The 25,916-nt window shown below is 29.9% G+C and carries 22 protein-coding genes; 21 read left to right on the top strand and 1 reads right to left on the bottom strand.

The genetic code is table 11. The annotated features are described in order from the left end of the window. Positions 1 to 111: 111 nt before the first annotated feature. The 9 genes from spoIIAA (at position 112) to holA (ending at position 9,675) form a co-directional block, all read left to right on the top strand. Entirely contained in the window at positions 112 to 447 is a 336-nt protein-coding gene (gene spoIIAA / locus CLCHR_RS08535) for an anti-sigma F factor antagonist (protein WP_079439284.1), read from the top strand. Between the two features lie 14 nt (positions 448 to 461). Then, positions 462 to 893 (top strand): anti-sigma F factor, encoded by a 432-nt coding sequence (spoIIAB, locus tag CLCHR_RS08530; RefSeq protein WP_079439283.1) that lies wholly within the window; start codon positions 462 to 464, stop codon positions 891 to 893. Between the two features lie 9 nt (positions 894 to 902). Continuing rightward, a complete protein-coding gene (gene sigF / locus CLCHR_RS08525; protein ID WP_079439282.1) occupies positions 903 to 1,658 on the top strand; it encodes an RNA polymerase sporulation sigma factor SigF in 756 nt (251 codons plus the stop codon). A 194-nt stretch (positions 1,659 to 1,852) separates the two neighbouring features. Then, positions 1,853 to 2,284: a stage V sporulation protein AC gene (spoVAC, locus tag CLCHR_RS08520; protein ID WP_079439332.1), complete on the top strand. Its 432-nt coding sequence runs from the start codon at positions 1,853 to 1,855 to the stop codon at positions 2,282 to 2,284. Between the two features lie 76 nt (positions 2,285 to 2,360). After that, entirely contained in the window at positions 2,361 to 3,380 is a 1,020-nt protein-coding gene (gene spoVAD, locus CLCHR_RS08515) for a stage V sporulation protein AD (protein WP_079439281.1), read from the top strand. A gap of 59 nt (positions 3,381 to 3,439) precedes the next feature. Next, entirely contained in the window at positions 3,440 to 3,796 is a 357-nt protein-coding gene (spoVAE, locus tag CLCHR_RS08510) for a stage V sporulation protein AE (protein WP_079439280.1), read from the top strand. A gap of 264 nt (positions 3,797 to 4,060) precedes the next feature. Beyond that, entirely contained in the window at positions 4,061 to 6,580 is a 2,520-nt protein-coding gene (locus tag CLCHR_RS08505; RefSeq protein ID WP_079439279.1) for a P-type ATPase actuator domain-containing protein, read from the top strand. 4 nt (positions 6,581 to 6,584) lie between these two features. Then, entirely contained in the window at positions 6,585 to 8,276 is a 1,692-nt protein-coding gene (locus CLCHR_RS08500; protein ID WP_079439278.1) for a ComEC/Rec2 family competence protein, read from the top strand. 364 nt (positions 8,277 to 8,640) lie between these two features. After that, positions 8,641 to 9,675 (top strand): DNA polymerase III subunit delta, encoded by a 1,035-nt coding sequence (holA, locus tag CLCHR_RS08495; protein ID WP_079439277.1) that lies wholly within the window; start codon positions 8,641 to 8,643, stop codon positions 9,673 to 9,675. Positions 9,676 to 9,732: 57 nt separating this feature from the next. Here holA and rpsT read toward each other — a convergent pair whose 3' ends face one another. Continuing rightward, positions 9,733 to 9,996: a 30S ribosomal protein S20 gene (gene rpsT / locus CLCHR_RS08490; RefSeq protein ID WP_079439276.1), complete on the bottom strand. Its 264-nt coding sequence runs from the start codon at positions 9,994 to 9,996 to the stop codon at positions 9,733 to 9,735. A gap of 172 nt (positions 9,997 to 10,168) precedes the next feature. Between rpsT and gpr the strand changes: the two genes are divergently transcribed. The 12 genes from gpr (at position 10,169) to trmB (ending at position 25,648) form a co-directional block, all read left to right on the top strand. Beyond that, entirely contained in the window at positions 10,169 to 11,152 is a 984-nt protein-coding gene (gpr, locus tag CLCHR_RS08485) for a GPR endopeptidase (RefSeq protein ID WP_079439275.1), read from the top strand. A gap of 172 nt (positions 11,153 to 11,324) precedes the next feature. Further along, entirely contained in the window at positions 11,325 to 12,422 is a 1,098-nt protein-coding gene (locus tag CLCHR_RS08480; RefSeq protein ID WP_079439274.1) for a stage II sporulation protein P, read from the top strand. A 238-nt stretch (positions 12,423 to 12,660) separates the two neighbouring features. Continuing rightward, complete coding sequence (locus CLCHR_RS08475) at positions 12,661 to 12,990, top strand: hypothetical protein (protein ID WP_079439273.1); 330 nt, start codon at positions 12,661 to 12,663, stop codon at positions 12,988 to 12,990. Positions 12,991 to 13,156: 166 nt separating this feature from the next. Beyond that, complete coding sequence (lepA, locus tag CLCHR_RS08470) at positions 13,157 to 14,962, top strand: translation elongation factor 4 (RefSeq protein WP_079439331.1); 1,806 nt, start codon at positions 13,157 to 13,159, stop codon at positions 14,960 to 14,962. Between the two features lie 178 nt (positions 14,963 to 15,140). Beyond that, on the top strand, positions 15,141 to 15,584 hold the full coding sequence (locus CLCHR_RS08465; protein ID WP_079439272.1) for a hypothetical protein: 444 nt from the start codon (positions 15,141 to 15,143) through the stop codon (positions 15,582 to 15,584). 772 nt (positions 15,585 to 16,356) lie between these two features. Further along, positions 16,357 to 17,484, top strand: a complete 1,128-nt coding sequence (gene hemW / locus CLCHR_RS08460; RefSeq protein WP_079439271.1) for a radical SAM family heme chaperone HemW — start codon at positions 16,357 to 16,359, stop codon at positions 17,482 to 17,484. A 252-nt stretch (positions 17,485 to 17,736) separates the two neighbouring features. Then, the gene (gene hrcA / locus CLCHR_RS08455; protein WP_079439270.1) at positions 17,737 to 18,765 is read left to right on the top strand and encodes a heat-inducible transcriptional repressor HrcA; all 1,029 of its coding nucleotides are present in this window, start codon (positions 17,737 to 17,739) and stop codon (positions 18,763 to 18,765) included. A 36-nt stretch (positions 18,766 to 18,801) separates the two neighbouring features. Further along, positions 18,802 to 19,419, top strand: coding sequence for a nucleotide exchange factor GrpE (grpE, locus tag CLCHR_RS08450; RefSeq protein ID WP_079439269.1), 618 nt, complete (start codon positions 18,802 to 18,804; stop codon positions 19,417 to 19,419). An 84-nt stretch (positions 19,420 to 19,503) separates the two neighbouring features. Further along, complete coding sequence (dnaK, locus tag CLCHR_RS08445; protein ID WP_079439268.1) at positions 19,504 to 21,357, top strand: molecular chaperone DnaK; 1,854 nt, start codon at positions 19,504 to 19,506, stop codon at positions 21,355 to 21,357. Positions 21,358 to 21,467: 110 nt separating this feature from the next. Continuing rightward, complete coding sequence (gene dnaJ / locus CLCHR_RS08440; protein ID WP_079439267.1) at positions 21,468 to 22,607, top strand: molecular chaperone DnaJ; 1,140 nt, start codon at positions 21,468 to 21,470, stop codon at positions 22,605 to 22,607. A gap of 187 nt (positions 22,608 to 22,794) precedes the next feature. Next, positions 22,795 to 24,345 (top strand): nitrite/sulfite reductase, encoded by a 1,551-nt coding sequence (locus tag CLCHR_RS08435; RefSeq protein ID WP_079439266.1) that lies wholly within the window; start codon positions 22,795 to 22,797, stop codon positions 24,343 to 24,345. A 643-nt stretch (positions 24,346 to 24,988) separates the two neighbouring features. Further along, positions 24,989 to 25,648, top strand: a complete 660-nt coding sequence (gene trmB / locus CLCHR_RS08430; protein ID WP_079439265.1) for a tRNA (guanosine(46)-N7)-methyltransferase TrmB — start codon at positions 24,989 to 24,991, stop codon at positions 25,646 to 25,648. Positions 25,649 to 25,916 lie beyond the last annotated feature (268 nt).

Below are 25,916 nucleotides of genomic sequence, written 5' to 3'. Positions count from 1 at the left end.
ATATTCAGAATATAATATGTTAAAAACTTTATTAGTTTAAACTTTATTGTGTTTGTGAATTTTATAAGTAAATTTTATATATGAAATTTATTTGAGATATTCTTATTTAATATGTATTTAAAATTTGATAAAAAAGAAAATATTCTAATAATTACTCTCAGTGGGGAGTTAGATCATAATAGTGCAGAAGAAGTTAGAGTAAAGATTGATGATAGAATTGACAGAGATAACATAGAGAAAGCAGTAATGGATTTTTCAGGAGTAACTTTTATGGATAGTTCGGGAATTGGTGCGGTTATTGGGCGATATAAAAAGTTATCAAATAAAGGGGGGCGGCTTTGCGTAGCAGAACCTAGTAAGAATGTGAATAGAATTTTTGAATTAGCAGGTTTATATAAAGTAATTAAAAATTATAATACTGTAGATGAAGCAGTAAGGTGCATTTAGATGGAGGGGTTATCATGTCTGACAATAAAATGAGTGTTGAGTTTGTAAGTAAGTCTCAAAATGAGGCTTTTGCAAGAGTTGCTGTAGCGGCTTTTGTTTCTCAATTAGATCCAACAATTGATGAAATAAATGATGTTAAAACAGCAGTATCAGAAGCAGTTACTAATTCTATAATACATGGGTATGAGAATAAGGAAGATGGAATAATTAGAATCGAAGCAGAAATTAATGAAGATGAAGTAAAAATAATAATTAGTGACAAAGGAATAGGTATTGATGATATAGAGCAGGCTATGGAACCATTATATACATCAAGACCAGATCTAGAAAGGTCCGGTATGGGTTTTACTGTTATGGAAACATTTATGGACAATTTGGAAGTAGAAAGTGAAAAGGGAATTGGTACAAAGGTGGTAATTAAGAAGAAATTTAACGTGGTAAGTTAGGTGAAAAAGATGGAAAAAGAGGATTTAAAACGAGAGGATTATAATTATGACAAAAATCCAGAACTATTAGCTTTAGCTAGAAGTGGTGATACTGATGCTATGAATAAACTAATAGAGATGAATTTACCATTAGTATCATCTATCAGTAAAAAGTTTTTAAATAGAGGGTATGATTATGAAGATATATTTCAAATAGGATCAATTGGACTCGTGAAAGCTATAAATAATTTTGATCTAACTTATAATGTTAAGTTTTCGACTTATGCAGTTCCTATGATTATAGGAGAAATTAAAAGATTCCTAAGAGATGATGGGATGATAAAAGTAAGTCGTAATGTTAAAAGTTTAGCAAGAAAGATACATTTTCATAAGGAAGTCTTAACCAAAAAGCTTAAGAGATCGCCAACTATAGAGGAACTTGCGGAATATGCAGATGTTGATAAAGAAGAGATTTTGTTTGCGATAGAATCTTCAAACAGCCTGCAATACTTGTATGATACTATTCATCAAGATGATGGATCACCAGTTCTTTTAATCGATAAGTTAAGTGAAAAAAGTGTAGATGATGGAAATCTTATTGAGAGGATAGCTCTTAAAGAAGCACTGAATAGTTTAGATAATAAAGCTAGACAAATTATAATGTTACGTTACTTTAAAGATAAAACACAAGTTCAAGTAGCAAAAATGCTTGGAATAAGTCAGGTTCAGGTGTCTAGAATTGAAAAGAAAGTATTAATGGAAATGAGAAAAAAACTAGAGGACTAGTTTACTAAAAGACTAAAATCATAATAAAGAGTATATATTATTTTAATCATAGATTAAAATAATATATACTCTTTATTGTTTACCATAAAATAACACGGTTATCTTTCAGGGATTTGAAAATAATAGGTATATAGGTAAAAAGGAGAGTGACAAGTTTGGTTAGTAATAATTATGGAATTGAAGAAAATAAGATTATGGAAAAGTATAAAAAAATGGCAAGTGAGGCCACTCCTAAATCTAAAATACTAGAAGACTGCTTTAAAGCTTTTATAGTTGGAGGTTTAATTTGTGATGTAGGGCAATTCATTTATAATATAGCTGCAGGCTTTGGACTAGATCAAGAGCAGGTAATGAATATTGTTCCTATTATAATGATATTCTTAGGAGCTTTGTTAACAGGAACTGGTATATATGCAAAGATTGCTGATTTTGGAGGTGCTGGTACAGTCGTACCGATCACAGGTTTTTCTAATGCAATAGTTTCACCGGCAATAGAGTTCAAAAAAGAAGGTTTTGTGTTTGGAGTTGCATCTAATATGTTTAAAATTGCAGGACCAGTACTAGTGTATGGAATTGGTAGCTCAGTAATTATTGGTATAGTATATTACATAATTACTATTATATAGAAAATGATGAATGTTAAGATAAAATATATAAATTCAATTATTATTTAAAACTAGAAATATAGGAGGAATGGTTAGTATGCAAAGGGGCAATAAAAGGATGGGAGGTCAAACAGTAAAGTTGGATAATCCACCTAAAATAATAGCAGCACATTCAATTGTAGGACCCAAAGAAGGAGAAGGACCTCTAAGTAAATACTTTGATGAAATATTGGATGATGATACATTAGGAAAGAAAAGTTTTGAAAAAGCAGAAAGCCAAATGATGTTTACAGCTATATCTCAAGCTTTAAAAAAAGCAAATCTTAAGGAAGCAGATATAGATTATTTATTTTCTGGAGATTTATTAAATCAAATAATTTCATCAAGTTTTGCTGCTAGAGAATTTAGTATCCCGTTTTTTGGATTATATGGAGCATGTTCTACTATGTCAGAATCATTAAGTTTAGCATCAATCATAATGGATGGTGGATTTGCTAATCATGTGGTTGCAACAACTTCCTCTCACTTTAGTTCTGCTGAAAGACAATTCAGATTTCCACTTGAATATGGATCTCAAAGAGCGCAAACAGCACAATGGACAGTGACGGGCTCAGGGGCAGTGGTTCTTGGTCATGAAGGGAATTTTCCAGAAGTAACTTATGTGACAACAGGAATAGTAAAAGATTATGGGCAAAAAGATGCTAATAACATGGGCGCTGCGATGGCACCTGCAGCTGCTGACACAATAGTAAGTCATTTTAAAGATACAGGAAGAAAACCTGAAGATTATGATATTATAGCTACAGGAGATTTAGGGGTAATAGGGAAAGCGCTTACTGATAAATTAATTCAAGAATTTGGGTATGATATTAGCAAGCAGCACATAGATTGTGGTGAAATTATATTCGATAATGAAAATCAGAATACTCAATCGGGCGGTAGTGGATGTGGATGTTCGGCGGTTGTATTTACTGGATATTTGTATAAAAGACTTATGAAAAAAGAGATTAAGAAAATATTACTAGTTTCGACAGGTGCACTTATGAGCACAACATCCTCTCTTCAAGGTGAAACGATTCCAGGAATAGCTCATGCAGTGGCAATAGAAATGAATTAAATAAAATAGTAAAATCTTATTTTTAAAGAATATCTTACTATGAAAGGATGAAGCTTTAAATGAATTATATAAGTGCATTTATAATTGGAGGTATTATTTGCGTTATAGGACAGATATTAATAGATCTTACAAAGTTAACACCAGGAAGAATATTAGTATTATTTGTTGTTCTCGGAGCTGTCGTAGGAGCTTTTGGCTGGTATGATAAATTAGTTGAAATTGGTGGAGCAGGAGCAACGGTTCCATTGCCTAGTTTTGGAAACTCTTTAGCTAAGGCTGCGATAAAGGAAGTAAAAGAAACAGGTTTAATAGGAGCGTTTACCGGAGGTATTAAAGGAGCTGCTGCGGGAATTACAGCATCCATATTTTTTGGTTATTTTATGGCGCTTATTTTTAATCCTAAAACTAAAAAGTAAAGTCATTATTAGAAATATTAAATAAAGTAATGTTAAAGATGTACCCCATAAAATCTACAATAGTTATTATAATTTAATTTAATAGAGCAAAATAGTATTAAGAAAAATAAAAATGTATCGAAAAAATAAATAAATATTAAAATTTTGCCTTTTTATGCCTTAACACGTATAATTATACTATAAAGAAATGTGAATATATAAAATGATAAAGATAGCATACATATAAAATAGATAAATGAAGTGATTTAGAATGGTGGGGTTCATTTGGAAAAGTATTGTAATAATTCTTGGACTCAAATAGTTGAATTATTAAATAGTAATGTACAAAGTGGAATTAGTCAAAATGATTATGAGACACTAACGATGAAATATGGTACAAATAAGATTGATTTGCCTAGTGGAAATAAATTATATAAACATATACTTAATTCATTAAGACAAAGGTCAGTAATTATATATATAATAATTCCAATAATTTTATTTATGTTCGGGCAGTTTTTACTTGGTGGAATGGCAGTTGCAATGACAATATCAAATTTGGTATTAACGATAAGGCACTCTATTAAAAGGGATAAAGAAATTGGTGCATTAGAAAGATTGAATTCAGCAGATACAATAGTTATAAGAGATGGAATACAAAAAGTTGTTAAGTCTGAAGAATTAGTGATGGGTGACATTGTTAAGTTTGGTAAGGATTCAGTTATTCCTGCAGATATAAGGATAATAAGTGCAGAAGATATAAAGGTGGATGAAAAGAGTATAACTGGGGAAGCTTTTTATAAAGAAAAGTTTGAGAGTAAAATAGTAGGCATTATTTCATCTCTCACAGATATGAAGAATATTTTATTTAAAGGTTCAGTAATAAAATCGGGTAGAGGGGTAGGAATTGTCATCGCCACAGGAAACTCCACTCAATTAGGACGTATGCTTGCGATGTTAACCTATGCTAGTAATAGGAAACATAATTTTGGAGCAATGATAGCGAAGTTTTTAGAAAAATATCTCATAACATATTTTTCGGGAATTATTATAGTAGGGTCATATTTTGTATACATAGGACAGGATGCAGAAAAAAATTATATCTCTACAGCATTGTTTGCTTTAGGATGTTTCCCTGTCACAATAATTGCAAGACTTATTTATAAACGCGTAATTAAGAAGTTCTTAGATGATAATATAGAAATAATTAATTTTTCGGTTTTTAATTTAATAAGAGATGTGAATATTTTGTTTTTAGATAAAGTTGGAGCAATAAGTAAGAAAGAAATGGTTGTAAAAAAACTATTTTTTAATGATACTATCATATCCACGGATGATCCTTATACAAAAGAGATAACTTTTGATAGAATAGTAGAAATATCTTTATTATGTAATAATGCTATTTATAATGTAGGAGGTAACGCTGGAAATGGTGAATTAGATGAACTGGCTTTTCTAAACTATGCGGCTAAGAAAAAGATATATAAAGCAGCTATAGATGGCAAAAATTCAAAGATTTTAGAGATACCTATGGATTCGGATAAGAGATTTTCTACAGTCGTAAGTAAATTTAGTAAAAGGTATAGAGCGAATACCAGAGGGAATGTTGATGCAGTTTTAGAAACATGTACCCATATTATGCTAGAAGGTGTTGAAAAAGAGTTAACAGATGAATATAAAACTAAGATAAAAGAGATAGATATGAACTTATCTATAGAAGGGTTAATAACACAAGGATTTGCCTATAGAAATTTTACTTATGAGCCATCAAGATCCGAAAACATAGAAAGTAATATGGTATTCGTCGGAATAATGGCACTAGAGAATCCCCTTGAAGAGAATTTAGAAATAATTATAAATCGTATTAAAGATAAGGCAATAGTTCCGATTTTGTTTACTGAGGAAAGTAAATTAAGTGCAATAACTAATGCTAAAAAAGCAAATATAATAAGAAATGATAATCAAGTTGTGGCAGGAATAGAACTTGATTCTTTAAATCATCAGGAACTAAAAGATTTGCTATGCAGGGTAAGAGTATTTTGTAGAGTAAATCCTGAAATTAAGTCAAAGATAGTTTCACTATTTATAAAAGATGGTCATAAGGTTGCAACTACTGGTGAGACTTTAGGAGATCTGCCAGCACTAAACTTATCTAATGTTGGAATAGGCAAAGGAAAGGCTTCTTCTATAGTAAAAAAAGTAGCAGATGTATATATTCAAGAGAATTATCTCGATGGTTTTTTCAAAATAAGAGATTTTTCAAGAATTTTTAATAAGAATATAGATAGAGGTTTCAAAATATATTTTATGACCGTCTTCTCAGAACTTCTTGTTCTAGTGGGAAGCGCTATTATGGGACAAACTGAGAGTTTAGATTTTTGGAACGTTATTATAATAAATGGACTTTTATTTATTCCATTATCCCTAGTAACTTTATTAAACAATGGACGAAATATTAGCAATAATGAACTAATAACTAGATCTTTAATTTTGAGTGTAATAACTATGATTTCAATTTATAAAGTGGATGGAAAAGAAGCAACAATAATACCTTTAATTATAATATCTTTTGGAGCATTGTTAACTACATTATTTAATAGCCATGTATCTATAAGGAGATCATCCCAAGAACTTATTATGGCAATAATAGCATTGTTATTAATTGTTATATCTGCAGCTGGAATTATTCTAATGAATAGAATTTTTCTAAGAGATATAATTTTGATTGAATTAGTAGTATCAATAATATTTTTGATTATTTTTGAAATTTTAGCTATAAAGTGGCAAAACTCATTAATGAGGTGAGTTAATGTTATATAAAAGGATAGAAGAAGTAGGGAATCCATTAGTATATGTTTTTTTATCCCTAGCTATTAGTTGTATTTATTACGGAATAAGTGATAATTTTAAAGGGCTCGCTATATTTATAGTGGCCCTCTTTTTTCTTTGTGTATTCTATTATTGTGGATTTGCTTTTACTATTGTTATAGTACTTCTTTTTGGGATAGGGATTTTTATCAATATTTCTTATTATAATATGGAAGATGAGATTAATGGGGAAGTACGAATAGCGAAAGTAAGTAATTATGGTATTACAGGAACATATGAAGGGAAAAATATCATATTAAAAACTGATAAAAAGGATTTAGAGGTTGGACAAAGGTACAAAGTAATTGGAAAAATCGAAAATGATCAAGATAAATATAACGGAATAGTTGGATTAGTAAAAATACAAAGTATTAGCAAAGTTGACGGAGATTTTATTACTAAGCTATGCGATATTAAAAGAAAAATATATATGACACTTGAAGAAAACTTAGGAAGAAGAAAAGCAGGATTAATAGCATCTATAGCTTTTGGATACTGTGATTATTTAGATCCTGAGGATAAGGAAGATATGAAAAACTTTGGAGTTATACATAGTATTAGTGTTTCAGGATTGCATGTGGCTATAGTATATGGATTCTTAAGGACTTTTATGGGAAGTAAGATGGGACTTATGCTTTCAATCATATATGTTGTATTTACAGGAAGTAACTACTCTAGTATAAGAGCCTTTGTCATGCTTGCATGCGTAGAGGGCGGAAATATTCTAAAAAGAAATAATAATTCGATTTCAGCATTATGCCTATCTGCTGCAATTTTAGTAATTATTGAGCCATATAGCATTTTTAGCATATCTTTTCATTTATCATATCTGGCAACCTTAGGAATAATTATGTTTAATAATAACTTAAATGATAGGTTATATAAACTCAATTCTAGATTAAGGCAGCCATTAAGTCTTACTTTAAGTGCTCAGATTTTCACTCTGCCATACTTAATCTTAATATTTAAGGATTTTTCTGCTAATTTCATAGTTGGAAATATGTTATTGGTGCCATTTGTAGATTTAATGGTCATTAGTGGTAATATATTGGCTCTTTCCTATGTAATTCCACAATTATTTGATTTTTGCAGTTATATAAATTTAAATATAATAAAGGCATTCGATTGGACTTTAGATAAAATTGATAATTTTTCACTGCCGATATTTTATGGAAATGAGTATGTGGTATTTTTCTATCTATTTTTATTACTTAGTTTTTATTTAGTGAAAAAAGGTCATAAAGAATTTGTGTATCTGCCTCTCATATCGATTTTTGTGATAGGAATTCAATTATATAGTCCAATTCCGAGTATTGCTTATTATGAAGAGGGAGCTATTTTGATTAGCTATATGGGGGAAAGAATTTTAATAGCTAATAAAAATCAAATTGATATAAAGAGACTAGCCAATATTACACTTGCAACAAAATATTATAGGCAGGGAAAGTATGCAACTATTAATGGGATATGTAATATCAAATTAGAAGGAAAGGATTATATCTTAGAAACACCTAAAGAAAAATATTTACTAAGGGTCGTAAGTAATAAGAATGAATTCAAAGATTATGATATAATAAATTTTGATAAGAAAATAAATAATAGAATATTTATAATAAATGGAACTGTTATATAGATAAATAAACTAAAACTTAGAATTGTGGGGTGACTCACCGAAATAAGTAATATATTGTGTTTCGGTTTCTAGGAATTTTTATGGATGATTCTACGACTAGAGGTTGCACCCACAATGCTTGTCTCAACGACAGGCGTTGAACAAGCGTTGTGGAACAACCTCTAGTCAAGAATAATTACCATAAGAATTCCAATGAAACACTGCAAACAATATGTTACTTATTTCTGGCAGAGTGATACACTCAAAGTTAATAAGTATAGATAGTTATTCTAACTATAAATCAAATATATAATTTGGGTATCTATATACAGAGTCTAGGTTATAATTGACTTACATAAATTTGCTATAAGAAAGGAAATTAGAATTGATTACTTATGAAGTTTATGAACAAGAGATCCAAAAAGGAAATGTGAAAAAGGGGTATGTATTTTGTGGATTAGATGAAGAACTTATAAAAGATGGTATAAACTTAATTATTAAAAGAGAAGTAGCTGAAGAAGTTAAGGAGCTTAATTTAATTAAAATTGATGGCATGAATACAAGTTTTGATGATATTATGAATGCTTGTGAAACTATGCCTTTTATGGGAGAGAAGAAAGTAGTTATTGTTTACAGAGCAAGTTTTTTACAGGATAAAAGTGACTCTTCAGGTACTAAAATATATAACAATATTAAAGATTATGTATTAAATTTGCCGCCGTATACAATATTGATAATGTATTATTTGCTAAGTGATAAAAGAGATAGACCTAATAAGAATAAGAAATTAACTACATTAGGGAAGACGTTACCTATTGTTCATTGTGATAAATTAAAAAAAGATAAGTATTTAAAAAAGGTTTCTGATATATTTAAGGAGAAGGGTAAGCAGATTGGAAGAGTTGAGCTATCTTACTTTTGCGAAAAAGTACCTAATAATTTTGACATTATTAAAAGAGAAGCTGATAAACTTATATCATATTGTGATAGCAGAGAAATAAAAAAAGAGGACATTAATTTACTAATTTCGAATTCAAATGAGGATGATATTTTTGATTTAGTAGAGTTAATAGCTATAAAGAAAGTGGATAAAGCAATTGATATAATGAAAGAAATATTATATAAATCAGATCAACATATGTTAATAATAAGTGCAATACAAAAACACTTTTTGAGATTGTATGAAATGAAATGTAAACTTATTAAGGGAAAAAAAGTAGAGGATTTTATGGTAGAATACAGACTACCGCAATTTGTGTGTGAAAAATTAGTAACACAGACAAATAGGTTTACGGAAAAGCAACTAGCAGAATTAATTAGGCTTTGTGTGAAAACAGAAACAAAATTGAAATCTACAGGTATAGAAAAAAGTATGGAAATGGAATTTCTTCTAATAAATACATTAACAGTGAAAAAATAATATCTGTTTTAAATTAGGACATAAAAATAACCCATCTAGCTTAGATGGGTTTTAAGATTATGCCATAGCGTTTAACTTAGCAGCTAATCTTGATTTCTTTCTAGCAGCCGCATTCTTATGAACAACTCCCTTAGTAGTAGCCATATCTAATGACTTAACAACTGATGGAAATAAAGCTTTAGCTTCTTCATTATTCTTAGCTTCTACAGCAACTTCAAATTTCTTTATAGTAGTCTTTAAAGCAGACTTAACCATTCTGTTCTTTAAAGTCTTAGTTTCAGTAACTTTAATTCTTTTCTTTGCTGATTTTATATTTGCCATTCTTAATTCACCCCCTTAAATTTTTATAGGGTCTCTGCAGTTTTTGGGGAAATCTGCGTACGAGTTCATATTCAACAAACCTTATTATAGCATCAGAACTTATGTAATTCAAGTATTAAATTTAAAGAAAAAGGAAAAATAATACTGACTATATTTATAATGAGGTGTTAATATGATAAATGTTAGAACAGACCTTGTACTTGAAGCAAGAGAAATTTATAAAGAAAACCATAAAAATGAAGCAGATATAGATGGTATCGAGGTTATCGAGGAAAGTGAAAAGGATATTAGAGTAACTACTGTAAAAGTGAAAAATGAGGAAGGTGCTCAAAAGATTGGAAAACCAAAAGGAAATTATATAACCATAGATATACCAGATTTTACGGCATATGATGGAGAAACCATGGATAGAGTTTCAGAGGTGTTAGCTGAAGTTTTAGGAAGATTAATTGAGATCAATGTTGATAAGAGTATACTAATTGTAGGACTTGGAAATTGGCAGGTAACTCCAGATGCCTTAGGTCCGAAGGTTACTGAGAAAATAATGGTGACAAGACATCTCCAATCAGTAATGCCAGATGCTATTGATGATTCTGTTAGACCAGTGTGTTCAATAGCACCAGGAGTTTTGGGGATAACAGGAATTGAAACTGTGGAAATAATTAGGGGCGTTGTGGAAAAGATTAAGCCAGATTTAGTAATATGTATAGATGCATTAGCAGCAAGAAGGATTGAAAGAGTAAATACAACAATTCAAATAGGAGACACAGGGATATCACCAGGTGCTGGAGTTGGAAATAATAGAAAACAGATAAGTGAAGAGAATTTAGGAGTTAAGGTTATAGCTATAGGAGTTCCAACAGTTGTTGATGCAGTTACAATTGCTAATGATACGATTGATTTAGTCGTAGATTCATTAATAAGTAATTCGTCAAGTGGAAATGACTTTTATAAAATGCTAAAATCTCTTGATAAGAATGAAAAAGAAAAACTTATTAAAGAAGTGATATCTTCAAAATCTAATATTGATATGATAGTTACACCAAAGGATGTTGATTTAGTTATTAACTCATTATCCAAAATAATTGCTAATGGAATAAATATGGCGGTACAGCCTAACATGGATATGGAGGAAATTAATAAATTTATGGGTTAATTTAATTTTATTATTTTTACCTGAAATATTTAAGAAGATCAGAGCTGTTTTAAGATGATTTATAATTGTTTTAAAACAGCTCTATTATTGTCTGTAAAACATAATAACATAAATTAGAATAATTATGTAAATTCCATAATATAAATATAAAAGAGTACAAGGGGGGATTAAAGTGATGTATATGAGCAGAGGAGGAAAAAAAGGTGACATTAATAGGAGGATAAAAATAAAACCCAATATTAACATAGGCTTAATAGTACTCATTTTATTAATAGGGATATTATTTATAAGATTGGGTAATGTTTTAAAAAACAATAGAGAAAGAGGGGCATTTGCTTATGTTCAATTACTAAACTTAGGAATGCCAATAATAGAAGCCCAAGCCTATGATGAGGGAACATATGCTGAAAATAGAATTTCACTAAAAAGTGTATGCCTCCAGGTATTAGGATTAAACAATATTAGCTATATGGGTATAATAAAAAATGAAGTTAGCTTTTTTAATAATCTTGGTGATAATAAAAGTAGTAATTTAAGTTTGTCATTTAATCCATTCCATGTAAGTGAGGATAGTATATTAAAATCACCACAGAATGGGGATAAACAAAATGTGCAAATTGGTGATAGTAAAAACACACAAATTTATAATCCAAGTTTGAAAAAAGAATTAAATAAGTCAAGGCCAGAAGTATTAATATATCATAGCCATACTACTGAAAACTATAATGCATCAGAACCTGATAGCTTGAATGAAGATACTAATGTAGTTGGCGTTGGAGATGTTCTTACTCATGAACTTGAAGAAAACTATGGAATATCAGTAATTCATGATAAAACTGATCACTGCATTTCCTATAATGATAGTTACACAAGATCAGGAGAAACGGTAGATAAATATTTAAAAGAATATGGAGATTTTAAAATGATTATAGATTTGCACAGAGATTCAATCGAGGACAAATCTATTACAACAACTGAAGTATACGGTATGAGCGCTTCTAAGATAATGTTTGTAAATGCTAAAAACAGTACAAGATATGAAAAGAATAAAGAGCTTACGGATAAAGTATTTAATAAAACAGCTGAACTATTTCCAACTCTACCTACGAAGATATTAACATATAATAGAGGAAAAAATGCATTTAATCAAAGTAAGAGTGATGGATGTTTATTGTTTGAAATAGGATCACATACTAATACTCCAGATGAATCAAAAGTAACTGCAGAATGCATGGCACGTGTAATTGCAGAAATCCTAAATAAAAAATAGAAGTTCATACAAATACCACAACCAAAAAGAGAGGCATGTTTATTTCGTAGACATATCTCTCTTTTCTTCGTTTGTATATTTGCTTAGGCATAATTAAACTTGAATATATATTTTCCGCCCATAAGTAATATATAGAATGTATGTATCTAGACGATTTGTATAATACCTATTAAAAGTGGTAAGAATTTAGATAAAGATTAAATAACTTTAAATTGTTACTTGAAAAGGGTGTATTATATTGAAGAATATTTTTAAGAGTTATGCATTGAGAAGAGCGTTGCCTGTGTTTGTTGTATTATTTTTTGTTTTACTTGGAATTATAAAAATAGATATTATTAATACTAAAGCATTATCTCCTCTTGGGAATACAAGTGAAAACTATAAACTTGTAAGTGAAGAGTTTGGAGAGGATTTTTCGAATTTTATCAAGGATAACTCGTTTTTAAAGATTTATGAAGAATCAGAAAAAGATGTTTTGGTCAGACTGGGTAATAGTGAATTTAAAATAAGTAATGAATCTAGTTATATAAGAAAGATACAGGAAATTATTGCTAAGATAAAATTTTAATATTCATTATATATTTAGTTTCATCCGATAGGAAATTGAGTTTTAGTTTTATATGTCAGTTTAAATTTTTAATAGCTATTTTAAATGGATGTATGTTATAATTTAGCTGATTTAATTATAACGGGGGTGAAAAGACTGTTTTTAGCTGATAAAGACAGTTATGCGTATGAAAAGTGAAAGACAAAAACATATCAGGAATTTTTCAATAGTAGCACATATTGATCATGGTAAGTCAACCCTTGCAGATAGATTGCTTGAAACTACCGGAACCTTGACAAAAAGGGAAATGGAAGAACAAGTTCTAGATAATATGGAGATAGAAAAAGAAAGAGGAATAACAATAAAGTCTCAAGCAGCGAGACTTGTATATAGAAGAGATAACGGTGAAGAATATATCCTTAATTTAATTGATACTCCAGGACATGTAGATTTTAATTATGAAGTTTCAAGAAGTCTAGCCGCTTGTGAAGGGGCTATATTGGTAGTTGATGCAACCCAAGGAATTCAAGCTCAAACTTTAGCTAACTGCTATTTAGCACTAGATAATGATTTAGAAATAGCACCAGTAATTAATAAAATAGATTTGCCATCTGCAAGACCAGAAGAGATAAAAAAAGAAATTGAAGATGTAATAGGAATAGATGCAGAAGATGCACCTATGATATCTGCTAAAACAGGACTTAACATAGGTGATGTATTAGAATATGTTGTTGAACACATACCTTCACCAGATGGGGATGAAGAAGCACCTTTAAAGGCATTAATTTTTGATTCATATTATGATAGCTATAAGGGCGTTGTATGTATAGTTAGAGTAATGGACGGAAAAGTGAAAATTGGAACTAAAATTAAATTAATGGCTACTAATAAATTCTATGAGGTTACTGAAGTTGGGGTATTTACTCCAGGAGTGCTTACAATTCCTGAATTAAGTGCTGGTGATGTTGGATATATAACCGCATCAATTAAAAATGTTAGAGATGCTAGAGTTGGAGATACTATAACGGAAGCTAATAGACCAACAGATAAAGCACTTAAAGGTTATAAACCTGCAATACCTATGGTATATTCAGGAATATTTCCAGTTGATGGAGCAAAATATGATGAATTAAGAGAAGCACTAGAAAAATTACAAATAAATGATGCAGCATTAAACTTTGAACCAGAAACATCTATTGCATTAGGATTTGGATTTAGATGTGGATTCTTAGGATTATTACATATGGAAATAATTCAAGAGAGAGTTGAAAGAGAGTTCAATCTGGACATAATAACTACTGCACCATCAGTTATATATAAAGTAATCAAAACAGATGGTGAAATATTAGAAATAACAAATCCAACAAACCTACCACCTTTAACTGAAGTAGATTATATGGAAGAACCTGTGGTTAGGGCATCTATAATTACTCCAAAGGATTATGTTGGAGCAGTTATGGACTTATGCCAAGACAGAAGAGGAATATATATTGATATGGAATTCATAGAGGAAACTAGAGCAGTTGTAAAATATGATATTCCACTAAATGAAATAATATATGACTTCTTTGATACTCTAAAATCTAGAACTAAAGGATATGCATCTTTAGATTATGAATTTAAAGGATATATTAGAACTAAGTTAGTTAAGTTAGATATATTATTAAATGGAGATATAGTTGATGCATTATCAATGATAGTGCCAGAAGAAAGGGCATATCATAAAGGTAGAGGAATAACTGAGAAATTAAAAGAAGCAATTCCAAGACAAATGTTTGAAGTACCAATTCAAGCAGCAATTGGAGCTAAGATTATAGCAAGAGAAACTGTAAAGGCTATGAGAAAAGATGTGTTAGCTAAATGTTATGGTGGAGATATTTCAAGAAAGAAGAAATTGCTTGAAAAGCAAAAAGAAGGAAAGAAGAGAATGAGGCAGGTTGGATCTGTTGAAGTTCCTCAAGAAGCATTTATGGCTATATTAAAAGTAGATTAAAATATACTGAATTTAGTATTTTAAACGTATTTGTGAAGATATTGACCTAGTTTTCAAAAATTAAGATTAAAATAATAATATATGTTAAAGAAAATTATATTATTTTTAAGGAATTATTTGTATAATATTAATTAAGTATTACTCAAATAATTGTTTGTTGAAATCTAGGAGGGTTTTTATGTTTTTAAATGAATTAAGTAAAAATGAAGGAATTGCATTTATGCAGTTAGTAAAGAGTCTAGCAAATTCTGATAATACATTTGCAAAAGAAGAGAAGAATCTTTATTCTGATTATTTACAAGAGTTAGATATAAAGGAAAATGAAGTGCCAGATGATTCGGATTTAAATTCTATATACAGTACATTAAAAGATTCTTCTGAAAGAAACAGAAATATTATTTATTTTGAATTAATAGGGCTTGCACTTATTGATGGGGAATATGATGAAAATGAAGTGAAACTTTTAGAAGAAATAGGTGAACGTTTAGAAATAAAGCGTAATAAAAGAATATCTTTTGCTAATTATTTCTATAATTTTGTAGATGTATATAGCTTCTCAGTTGTTGATGCAGAAAGTAAGATTGCATTACTAAAGGAAGAAGCAGAAAAATTATTAGCCTAATTAAAGGTATTGCTAAGAATCCGAAATATAAAAATACTTACAGTATGATGAAAATTTAAGATTACTGCCAAACAACCGAACAGGAATATATGTGTTTACTCCGGTTCTTAGAAGATTTTGCTGGGTTATTCTAAGATTATAAGTTGCATCCAAAGTGCTTGCTTCAAAGACTACGCTTTTGAACAAGCGCATTTGGAACAACTTATAATCTAGAATAACAGCCAGCAAAATCTTCTTATGAACACTCCGTAAAAACATATATTCCCGTTCTTTGTTTAGTAGTAAGTTTAAAATAAGAATATATTAATGCAAGTATTTTTATATTTCTCGAGTTAGCAATACCAATACCTTTATTTAAGGATATTTACTATCTTTTATAACGTATATATCCTTTATAATACATCAAATATATAATATTTAGGCAAGTATATGCGAAATACTTAATGCGAGCAGCAAAACAAAGAAATAGAATACATATATGTGAAGCAGGCATAAAAAAAATGAGCAGCTGGGGTATCTTAATGGAAAGTTGTTCCGCTTTGAAGTGAGAGTCCAAATCTTGCATTTGGATACTCGAACTTCCTCAGCGAACGAATGTGAGTCGAGTTTCCTCGTCACAGGAAACGCAGAAGTGGTGCAACTTTCCATTTAGATATACCTTGCGAAATTTTTTGTAGTCCTGCGGAACATATATGTATTCTATTTCGGTTGTTCATTGCTTCACTTTAAGTTCTTCGCAGTACCTTTAAATAAAGAATTGGAGGGAAGTTTGATGAAAGAAATATCTTTATATATACATATTCCATTTTGTAAACAAAAATGCTTATATTGTGATTTTCCATCTTATTCTGGGAAAGAAATATTAATGAGTGAATATGTAGATGCATTAAATAAAGAAATATTACTGAAGGCACAAGATTATTATATAAGCAGCATATTCATTGGAGGAGGTACTCCATCCTATTTAACTAATGATAATTTGAAAAGCTTATTAGAAGTTATAAATACATTACATTTAAAAGAAGACATGGAATTTACTATTGAATGTAATCCTGGAACGTTAAATAAAAATAATTTGGATATAATGAAAAAGTTTAATGTAAATAGAATAAGCATGGGGTTGCAATCTACTAAAGACTCTATTTTAAAAGAAATTGGGAGAATACATAGTTACGAAGAATTTAAAAATAATTATTTATTAGCTCGAAGTGTTGGGTTTAATAACATAAATGTAGATTTAATGTTTGGATTACCGAATCAAACTATTGGACAGTGGAAAGACTCTTTAGAGGATATAGCAAAGCTTAACCCAGAGCATATTTCTGCTTATAGTTTAATAATTGAGGAAGGAACTTGTTTTTATAATCTATATGAAAAAGATAAATTAAATTTACCAGGAGAAGAAAATGAGAGAGAGATGTATTCGACTGCAAAAGAAATTCTAAGCAAATATGATTATCATCAATATGAGATATCTAACTTTGCAAAAGATGGGAAGGAATGTTTTCATAATAAAGTCTATTGGATGTGCAATGAATACGTAGGCATAGGAGTTTCGGCTAGTTCGTTTATAAATAATTCAAGAACTAAAAATATAGATAGCATAGAGGAATATATAGAAAAAATAAATAACAATGAGAATATAATTGAAGAATGCTATGAAAATAGTATAGAGGATAGTATGGAAGAATTTATGTTTATGGGGTTAAGAATGATTGACGGAGTAGATACACTTAAATTCAAAAAACGATTTAATAAAGATATTAATGAAGTTTATGGTGAGATAATTGAAAAAAATATAAAAAAAGAATTATTAGTTTGGAATTCGGAAAAACTATTTTTATCGCCTAAAGGTATTGAATTATCTAATTATGTCATGAGTGATTTCATATTAAAGTAGAGAAATATTATTACAAAATGATTTATTCAAGTACAGAGATTAGGATTCATAACAAATATAAACTGGATTGCGTAGATAATTAAAGTAAATAGGAGAAAAAGTGAGATAAATTGGCTAAATTGAATTATTATTAGCTATATATAGCTATAATAATTATAAATAGAATTGACAAAAAACATCATAAATAATATATTAAAAACATAGTCATTAGCACTCGAGCTTAATGAGTGCTAACAAAAAAGAGGTGAGGTTATGAGTATTGATGACAGAAAGATAAAAATACTTCAAGCTATTATCAATGACTATATTCGTACAGGAGATCCTGTAGGGTCAAGAACGATTGCTAAAAACTATAATTTAGGTATTGGTTCTGCAACCATAAGGAACGAGATGGCTGACCTTGAAGATATGGGATACTTAGAACAACCTCATGCTTCTGCAGGAAGAATTCCTTCTAGTAAGGGATACAGATTATATGTTGATAGGCTTATGGATAACCAAAGGCTGACAGTAGAAGAGGACTTGAAAATTAAGCAATATATAATTGATTCTGCAATGCTTGAAGTAGATAAAATAGTAAGGCAAACTAGTGCTTTATTATCTGAACTTACTAAGTTAACTTGTGTAATTGAAACACCATCAGTTAAAAAGAGTTTTATTAAATCAATTCAGCTTTTTAAAGTTGATGAGCATAATTTAGTATCAATCTTCTTAACAGATACAGGGCTTATAAAAAATCACATAATGAAATTAAATGGCAAAGTTCCAGAAGTAGAAACTTTAATTAGAATAAATCAAGTTATAAATAATAGATTGGTAAATCTTTCAATACAAGAAATTAATCTGGAAGTAATTAATAATTTGAAAAAAGATTTAGGAGAATATGAAGAAATATTTAATGCGCTTTTACCGGTTTTATATGAGACATTAAATACGTCTGACTCCACAGAAGTGTTTATGGAAGGAACAACAAATATCTTTAATTATCCTGAGTATAATGATATTCATAAGGCTAAGGAAATGTTATCTTTGCTGAATGATAAAGAATCTTTAATGGAGTTATTTAATCCACAGGATAATATTACAGTTAGTATAGGTGATGAAAATTATAAACCACAAGTTAAAGATTGTAGTATAATATCTGCTGAATATTCTTTTAATGACAGACCAATCGGAAAAATTGGATTGATTGGACCTAGAAGGATTAATTATTCAAAAGTAATAGCAATTATGGCTGAAGTCATAAAGGAACTTAATAATATTTTAAGTAATCCAAAATAGATGAAAACTTGTAGAGAAGAGGTGTGTTTTAGGTATATGGAGGAAAATAAAGATATGAAAAACGAAGAGTTAGTAAATGATGAAACAATAGTGGAAGATAGTGAAACGTCGCAAAACCAAGATCACAATGTGGTAGAAAATAATAATGCGAGCGAAGAAGCTTCTGAAAATATAGAAGCAGCAGAGGAAGATCAAGAAGATTTAACAAAAAATCAAGAAGAGGAAAATAAGAAATTGAGAGAAGAATTAGATACTACAAAAGACAGGCTTCTAAGATTAACAGCTGAATATGATAATTATAGAAAAAGAACTATTAAAGAAAAAGAAGGAATATATAGTGATGCATATGTAGATGTGTTAAAAGAAATTATTCCTATTCTTGATAATTTAGAGAGAGCTATTGCAGCTGATGGAAATATAGATGACTTGAAAAAAGGAATTGAAATGACAATAAAGGGCTGCAAGGATTCATTTGTAAAACTTGGAGTTGAAGAAATAGATGCTACAGGTGAATTTGATCCTAACCTTCACAATGCAGTAATGCATATTGAAGATGAAAATTTAGGTAAGAATGTGGTAGCAGAAGTTTTCCAAAAGGGATACAAAAAAGACGATAAGATAATAAGACATACAATGGTTAAGGTAGCTAATTAATATCAAATTACTTAAAATATATAAAAATTTAATTGAAAAATTCAATTTAAAATAAACTAATAAAGTTTTAGGAGGAAAAATATCATGGCAAAGATTATAGGAATAGATTTAGGAACTACAAATTCATGTGTAGCAGTTATGGAAGGTGGAGAACCAACAGTTATAGCAAACTCAGAAGGTGCTAGAACTACTCCTTCAGTAGTATCATTCCAAGCAAATGGAGAAAGATTAGTAGGTCAAGTAGCTAAAAGACAAGCAATTACTAATCCAGATAAAACAGTTATCTCGATTAAAAGACATATGGGAACAGGATATAAAGTTGATATAGATGGAAAACAATATTCACCACAAGAAATTTCTGCTATGGTTTTACAAAAAATAAAAGCTGACGCGGAAAGCTATTTAGGTGAAACAGTAACTCAAGCAGTTATTACTGTACCAGCTTACTTTAATGATAGTCAAAGACAAGCAACTAAAGATGCAGGTAAGATTGCAGGACTTGAAGTATTAAGAATAATCAACGAACCAACAGCAGCATCATTAGCTTATGGTTTAGATAAAACAGATTCAGCTCACAAAATCCTAGTTTATGACTTAGGTGGTGGTACTTTCGACGTATCTATTCTAGATCTTGGAGATGGAGTATTTGAAGTATTATCAACTAATGGTGATACAAAGCTTGGTGGAGATGACTTTGATGAGAAGATAATGAAATATATTGCAGATGAGTTTAAAGCTTCAAACGGAATTGATTTAATGCAAGATAAAATGGCAGTTCAAAGATTAAAGGAAGCTTCTGAAAAAGCTAAAATTGAATTATCAGCATCTCAACAAACAAACATAAACTTACCGTTTATTACTGCTGATGCAACAGGTCCAAAGCATATAGATTTAACATTAAGCAGAGCTAAATTTAATGAAATCACTCATGACCTAGTTGAAAGAAGTATTGAACCTATGAGAAAAGCATTAGCTGATGCTAAGCTTTCATTAAATGATATAGATAAAATAATATTAGTTGGTGGATCAACAAGAATTCCAGCAGTAGTAGAAGCTGTTAAGAACTTTACAGGAAAAGAACCATCTAAGGGAGTTAACCCAGATGAATGTGTTGCAGTTGGTGCAGCTATTCAAGCAGGTGTATTAACTGGTGAAGTTAAAGACGTAGTATTACTTGATGTTACTCCATTAACACTAGGAATTGAAACAGCAGGTGGAATAGCTACTCCATTAATTGAAAGAAACACAACTATTCCTACAAAGAAGAGTCAAGTGTTCTCAACTGCTGCAGATAACCAAACATCAGTTGAAATAAATGTAGTTCAAGGTGAAAGACAAATGGCTATGGATAACAAGTCACTTGGACAATTCACATTATCAGGAATAGCTCCAGCACCAAGAGGAATTCCTCAAATAGAAGTTACATTTGATATAGATGCTAATGGTATTGTTAAAGTATCTGCATTAGATAAAGGAACTGGTAAAGAAGCAAATATCACAATTACTGCATCAACTAACTTAAGTGATGACGAGGTAGAAAAAGCTGTAAAAGAAGCAGAAAAATTTGCTGAAGAAGATAAGAAGAGAAAAGAAAAAGTTGAAGTTGTAAACAATGCAGATCAAACTATATACCAAATAGAAAAAACATTAAATGAAGTTGGAGATAAAGCCACTGAAGATGAAAAAGAAGCAGTAAGAGCTAAGATTGAAGACTTAAAGAAAATTAAAGATGGAGAAGATGTTGAAGCGATTAAAGCTGCAATTGAAGCAGTAAACCAATCATTCTATCCAATAGCTACAAAGATGTACCAACAAGCTGGTGGAGCTGAAGGAGCAGGATTTGATCCAAATGCATCAGCTGGAGGAGCAGGAGCTCAAAGCGCACCACATGATGAGAATGTAGTAGATGCTGATTTTAAAGTAGATGAAGATAAATAATATATAAATTAATTGTACTAAACTACAGTTATCTAATATAATAGGATAGGGAAGGCAAGCTCGTCTTCCCTTTTCTACAGTAAATAAAACTAGGTGGTGAATTTAAACGAATGGCAAATAAAGACTATTATGAATTGCTTGGCGTTCAAAAAGGTGCAAGTGATGATGAAATAAAAAGAGCCTTTAGAAAATTAGCTGTAAAATATCATCCGGATAGAAATCAAGGAAATACTGAGGCAGAAGAAAAGTTTAAAGAGATAAATGAAGCTTATCAAGTACTTTCAGATCCAGAAAAAAAAGCTAGATATGATCAGTTTGGGTCAGCTGCCTTTGATGGTAGTGGCGGCTTCGGAGGAGGCGGCTTTGGAGGCTTTGACGGATTTGATATGGGCGGCTTTGGAGATATTTTTGAATCATTCTTCGGAGGCGGAGGATCAAGTTCTAAAAGAAGAAATGGTCCAGTAAGAGGAAATGACATTGAGTATACAATAACATTAACTTTTGAAGAAGCCGTTTTTGGAGTAGAGAAAGAAATTTCTGTTACTAGAAGTGAGAATTGTGAACATTGTCATGGAAGTGGAGCAGAACCTGGAACTAATGCGAAGACTTGTCCAACTTGTGGTGGATCAGGTCAAGTAAGAGTACAAAGACAAACTCCTCTTGGAAGCTTTGTTTCAACTTCTACTTGTGATACTTGTAGAGGTACTGGTAAAATTATTGAAAAGCCATGTTCAGAGTGTAGAGGAAAAGGTAATGTTAGAAAAACAAGAAAAATAAAAGTTAACATACCTGCAGGGGTAGATACAGGAAATGTCATGCCGCTTAGAGGACAAGGAGAGCATGGATTAAGAGGTGGAAGTCCTGGAGACTTATATGTAAGAATTAATGTTGCTCCATCAAAAGTCTTCACAAGAAAAGGAAATGATGTGTATATTGATGCTAATGTTTCTATGGCTAAAGCTGCATTGGGTACAGAAATAACTGTAGCTACAGTAGATGGAAATGTTAAGTACACTGTTCCACCAGGCACTCAATCAGGAACGATGTTTAGGTTAAAAGGCAAAGGAATACAAAGAGTTAATTCCAGCGGAAAGGGAGATCAATACGTAAAAGTTATTGTTGATATTCCTAAGACTTTAAGTAAGGAACAAAAAGAAGCTTTATATGAATTCATGAGATTATCAGGCGAAGAATTTGATGAAGCCAATGCTCCTACTCCTAAGAAAAAACTATTTGGTAAAAACAAATAAAAATTTTATTGAAACTATTTAAGTAATCGCAAGAGTTAAGCATTATTTAAATAGTTTCTTTTCATATTTTTAGAAAGATATGTGTTAAAAATGAATGAAATTTCACCGACAAAACCTATAGCTATAGTCTTGATTGAAAATATGGGGTATAATATATAGAAATAAATTATATTTAGGAGGAGAACAAGTGAAAGATTTAAAAGAAAAATTGTTAATTGAAATAGAAGAGTTTAGAGAATTAGGAAATAAATTTTTATCTGGTGAAGTATCTATTATGGATTTTAAAAAGGTTTCTGGAGGAATGGGAGTATACTCAGAACGTAGTAAAAAAGAATTTATGATAAGACTTAGAATTCCTTCTGGAATTAGTAGTTTTGATAATATGAACTGGTTATGTGATATAGCAGAAAAATATGAGTTAGATGGATTTCACCTAACTACAAGAGAAGCAGTGCAATATCATAACTTAACGATAGATCAGGTTTGCGGAATAATGAAAGACGGTATAGATAATGATATATATTCTAGAGGGGGAGGCGGAAATTTCCCGAGAAATGTAGCTATGTCACCATTATCAGGAGTAGATAAAGATGAGGCATTTGATGTAACTCCATATGCATTAGCTGTAAATAATCATTTTTTAAGCAAAATAACATCATATAAATTTCCAAGAAAGTTTAAAGTATCTTTCTCAAGCAGCGACTCAGATTATGGTCACTGTAATGTTGCGGATTTAGGATTTTTAGCAACCGTAAAGGATAATGAAAAATATTTTAGAGTTTTTGTGGGAGGCGGAATTGGAAGAAATCCTCAAATTGCAGCCGAATATGATGAGCTTATAAAACCAAGTGAAGTATTATATCATGTAGAGGCTATGACAAATCTATTCATAAAAGAAGGTAACTATGAAGATAGAAATAAAGCTCGTATAAGATATATATTAGAAAGAATGGGTAAAGAGAAATTTATAGAAACTTATAAAGAACATTTGAAAGATGTACTAGATAATAACGAGTTAGATTTATTTGTAGAATCTAAGGAAATTACTAAAGAAGGTAAAGAAATAGAATTAACACATTCAAGATTATATTCACAAAAACAAAAAGGATTATACAGCGTATATTTCCATCCAATTGGTGGGCAAGTTTCAGTTAAGACATTAAGAGAAATTTTAGATAAATTAAAAGCAGTAAAAGACTTAGAAATAAGACTTACAATGACAGAAGGGTTATATTTTAGAAATTTAAATGGTGATGAAGCTAAAGAACTTCTAGATATAACACAAAACATTGGAGGAGAAACAGCTTTAGCGCAAAGTGTATCATGTATTGGAGTGCCAATATGCCAAGTTGGAATTTTAGAGAGTCAAAAAATGCTTAATGATATAATTAATTACTTTGCAGATAAAGGCTACAATAAAGATATACTTCCAAGAATCCATATATCAGGATGTGGAAATTCTTGTGCAGTACATGAAATTGTTGGAGTGGGTTTGACTGGTAAACGTAAAAAAGTCGGCGATGCTGTTCAAGATGTATTTGAATTACATATTAATGGATCATTTGAAACTGGAAATGCAAGACTTGGAAAAATCTGCGGAGATTTACTTGCTAGCGAAATACCACAATTTTTATATGAGTTATCATTATATATAGAAAATAAAAATGTAGATTTCTATGAATTTGTACAAAACAACGAAGATGAATTGTTACAAATAGTAGATAAGTATAAAAAATAGGCAATAACGTATAACTATATATAAAGCGAAGCAATGAACAAACTAAATGTGAAAATACTTGAGGTATGAGGATATTTTAAGTTTACTGCCAAACAACCGAACGGGAATATATGTGTTTACTCCGGTTCCTAGAAGATTTTGCTGGGTTATTCTAAGAATATAAGTTGCATCCAAAGTGCTTGCTTCAAAGACTACGCTTTTGAACAAGCACATTTGGAACAACTTATAATCTAGAATAACAGCCAGCAAAATCTTCTTATGAACACCCCGTAAAAACATATGTTCCCGTTCTTTGTTTAGTAGTAAGTTTAAACTAAGAATATATTAATGCAAGTATTTTGATATTTTTATGGTGGCAATACTTTTAATGAGCTATATTTGTAAATTTTGATAAAATGTATATTTCGTTTTCCTAGGCTAGATATTGGTAAAAGATTTAAAGTGATAGTAAAACAAAGAAATAGAATACATATATGTGGAGCAGGCATTGAAAAATAAGCTAGTGGAACATATATGTATTCTATTTCGGTTGGTCATTGTTTCACTTTAAGTTCTTCGCAATACCTTTATTGTGTGAAAAAATTGCAATATAATTTTTTATATGTATAATTATTATGAATGATGAAATATGGAGTGAACTAACATGAGAATGAGAAAAAAACCATGGGCAAGACCTGAACTTGAAGGTTGTAATTTTTTCGTTGTAAATCCAAAAGAATATAAAGGAAAATGGAAAGAACTTTTTGGGAATACTAAACCAATATATTTAGAACTTGGATGTGGAAAGGGAACTTTTATGGCAGTACATAGTTCTCAAAATTCAGACAATAATTATATTGCAATAGATATAAAAGACGAGGTCCTAGGACTAGCGAAAAGGAATATTGAGAAAGCCTATGAAGAACAAAATAGGTCTGTCGATAATGTAAAGCTGATGGCTCAAGAGATAGGGCTTATTAGTGAAATTTTAGGAGAAGAAGACGTTATAAGTAGAATATACATAAATTTTTGTAATCCTTGGCCAAAGGAAAAGCATAAAAAGAGAAGACTAACACATACAAGACAGCTTGAACAATATAAGATATTTTTAAAGAGCGATGGAGAAATTTACTTTAAGACAGATGATGATGAATTATTTGAAGAATCCCTTGAATATTTTAAAGAAGCTGGGTTTAAAATTACATATATAACATATGACCTACATAAGAGTGATTTTAAAGGTAATGTAGAAACTGAACATGAGAGAATGTTTACGAAACAGGGGATAAAAACAAAATTTTTGATTGCCATGAAAGACAATTAGATTTATAATGACCAGAATTTAAGAATTTAAGAATTTAAGAATTTAAGAATTTAAGAATTTAAGAATTTAAGAATTTAAGAATTTAAGAATTTAAGAATTTAAGAATTTAAGAATTTAAGAATTTAAGAATTTAAGAATTTAAGAATTTAAGAATTTAAGAATTTAAGAATTTAAGAATTTAAGAATTTAAGAATTTAAGAATTTAAGAATTTAAGAATTTAAGAATTTAAGAATTTAAGAATTTAAGAATTTAAGAATTTAAGAATTT

It is taken from the genome of Clostridium chromiireducens (genome assembly GCF_002029255.1).
GTDB classification, from domain to species: domain Bacteria; phylum Bacillota; class Clostridia; order Clostridiales; family Clostridiaceae; genus Clostridium; species Clostridium chromiireducens.
Note: the sequence above shows the minus strand (reverse complement) of the source record. Positions and strands in the feature narration are given on the sequence as shown.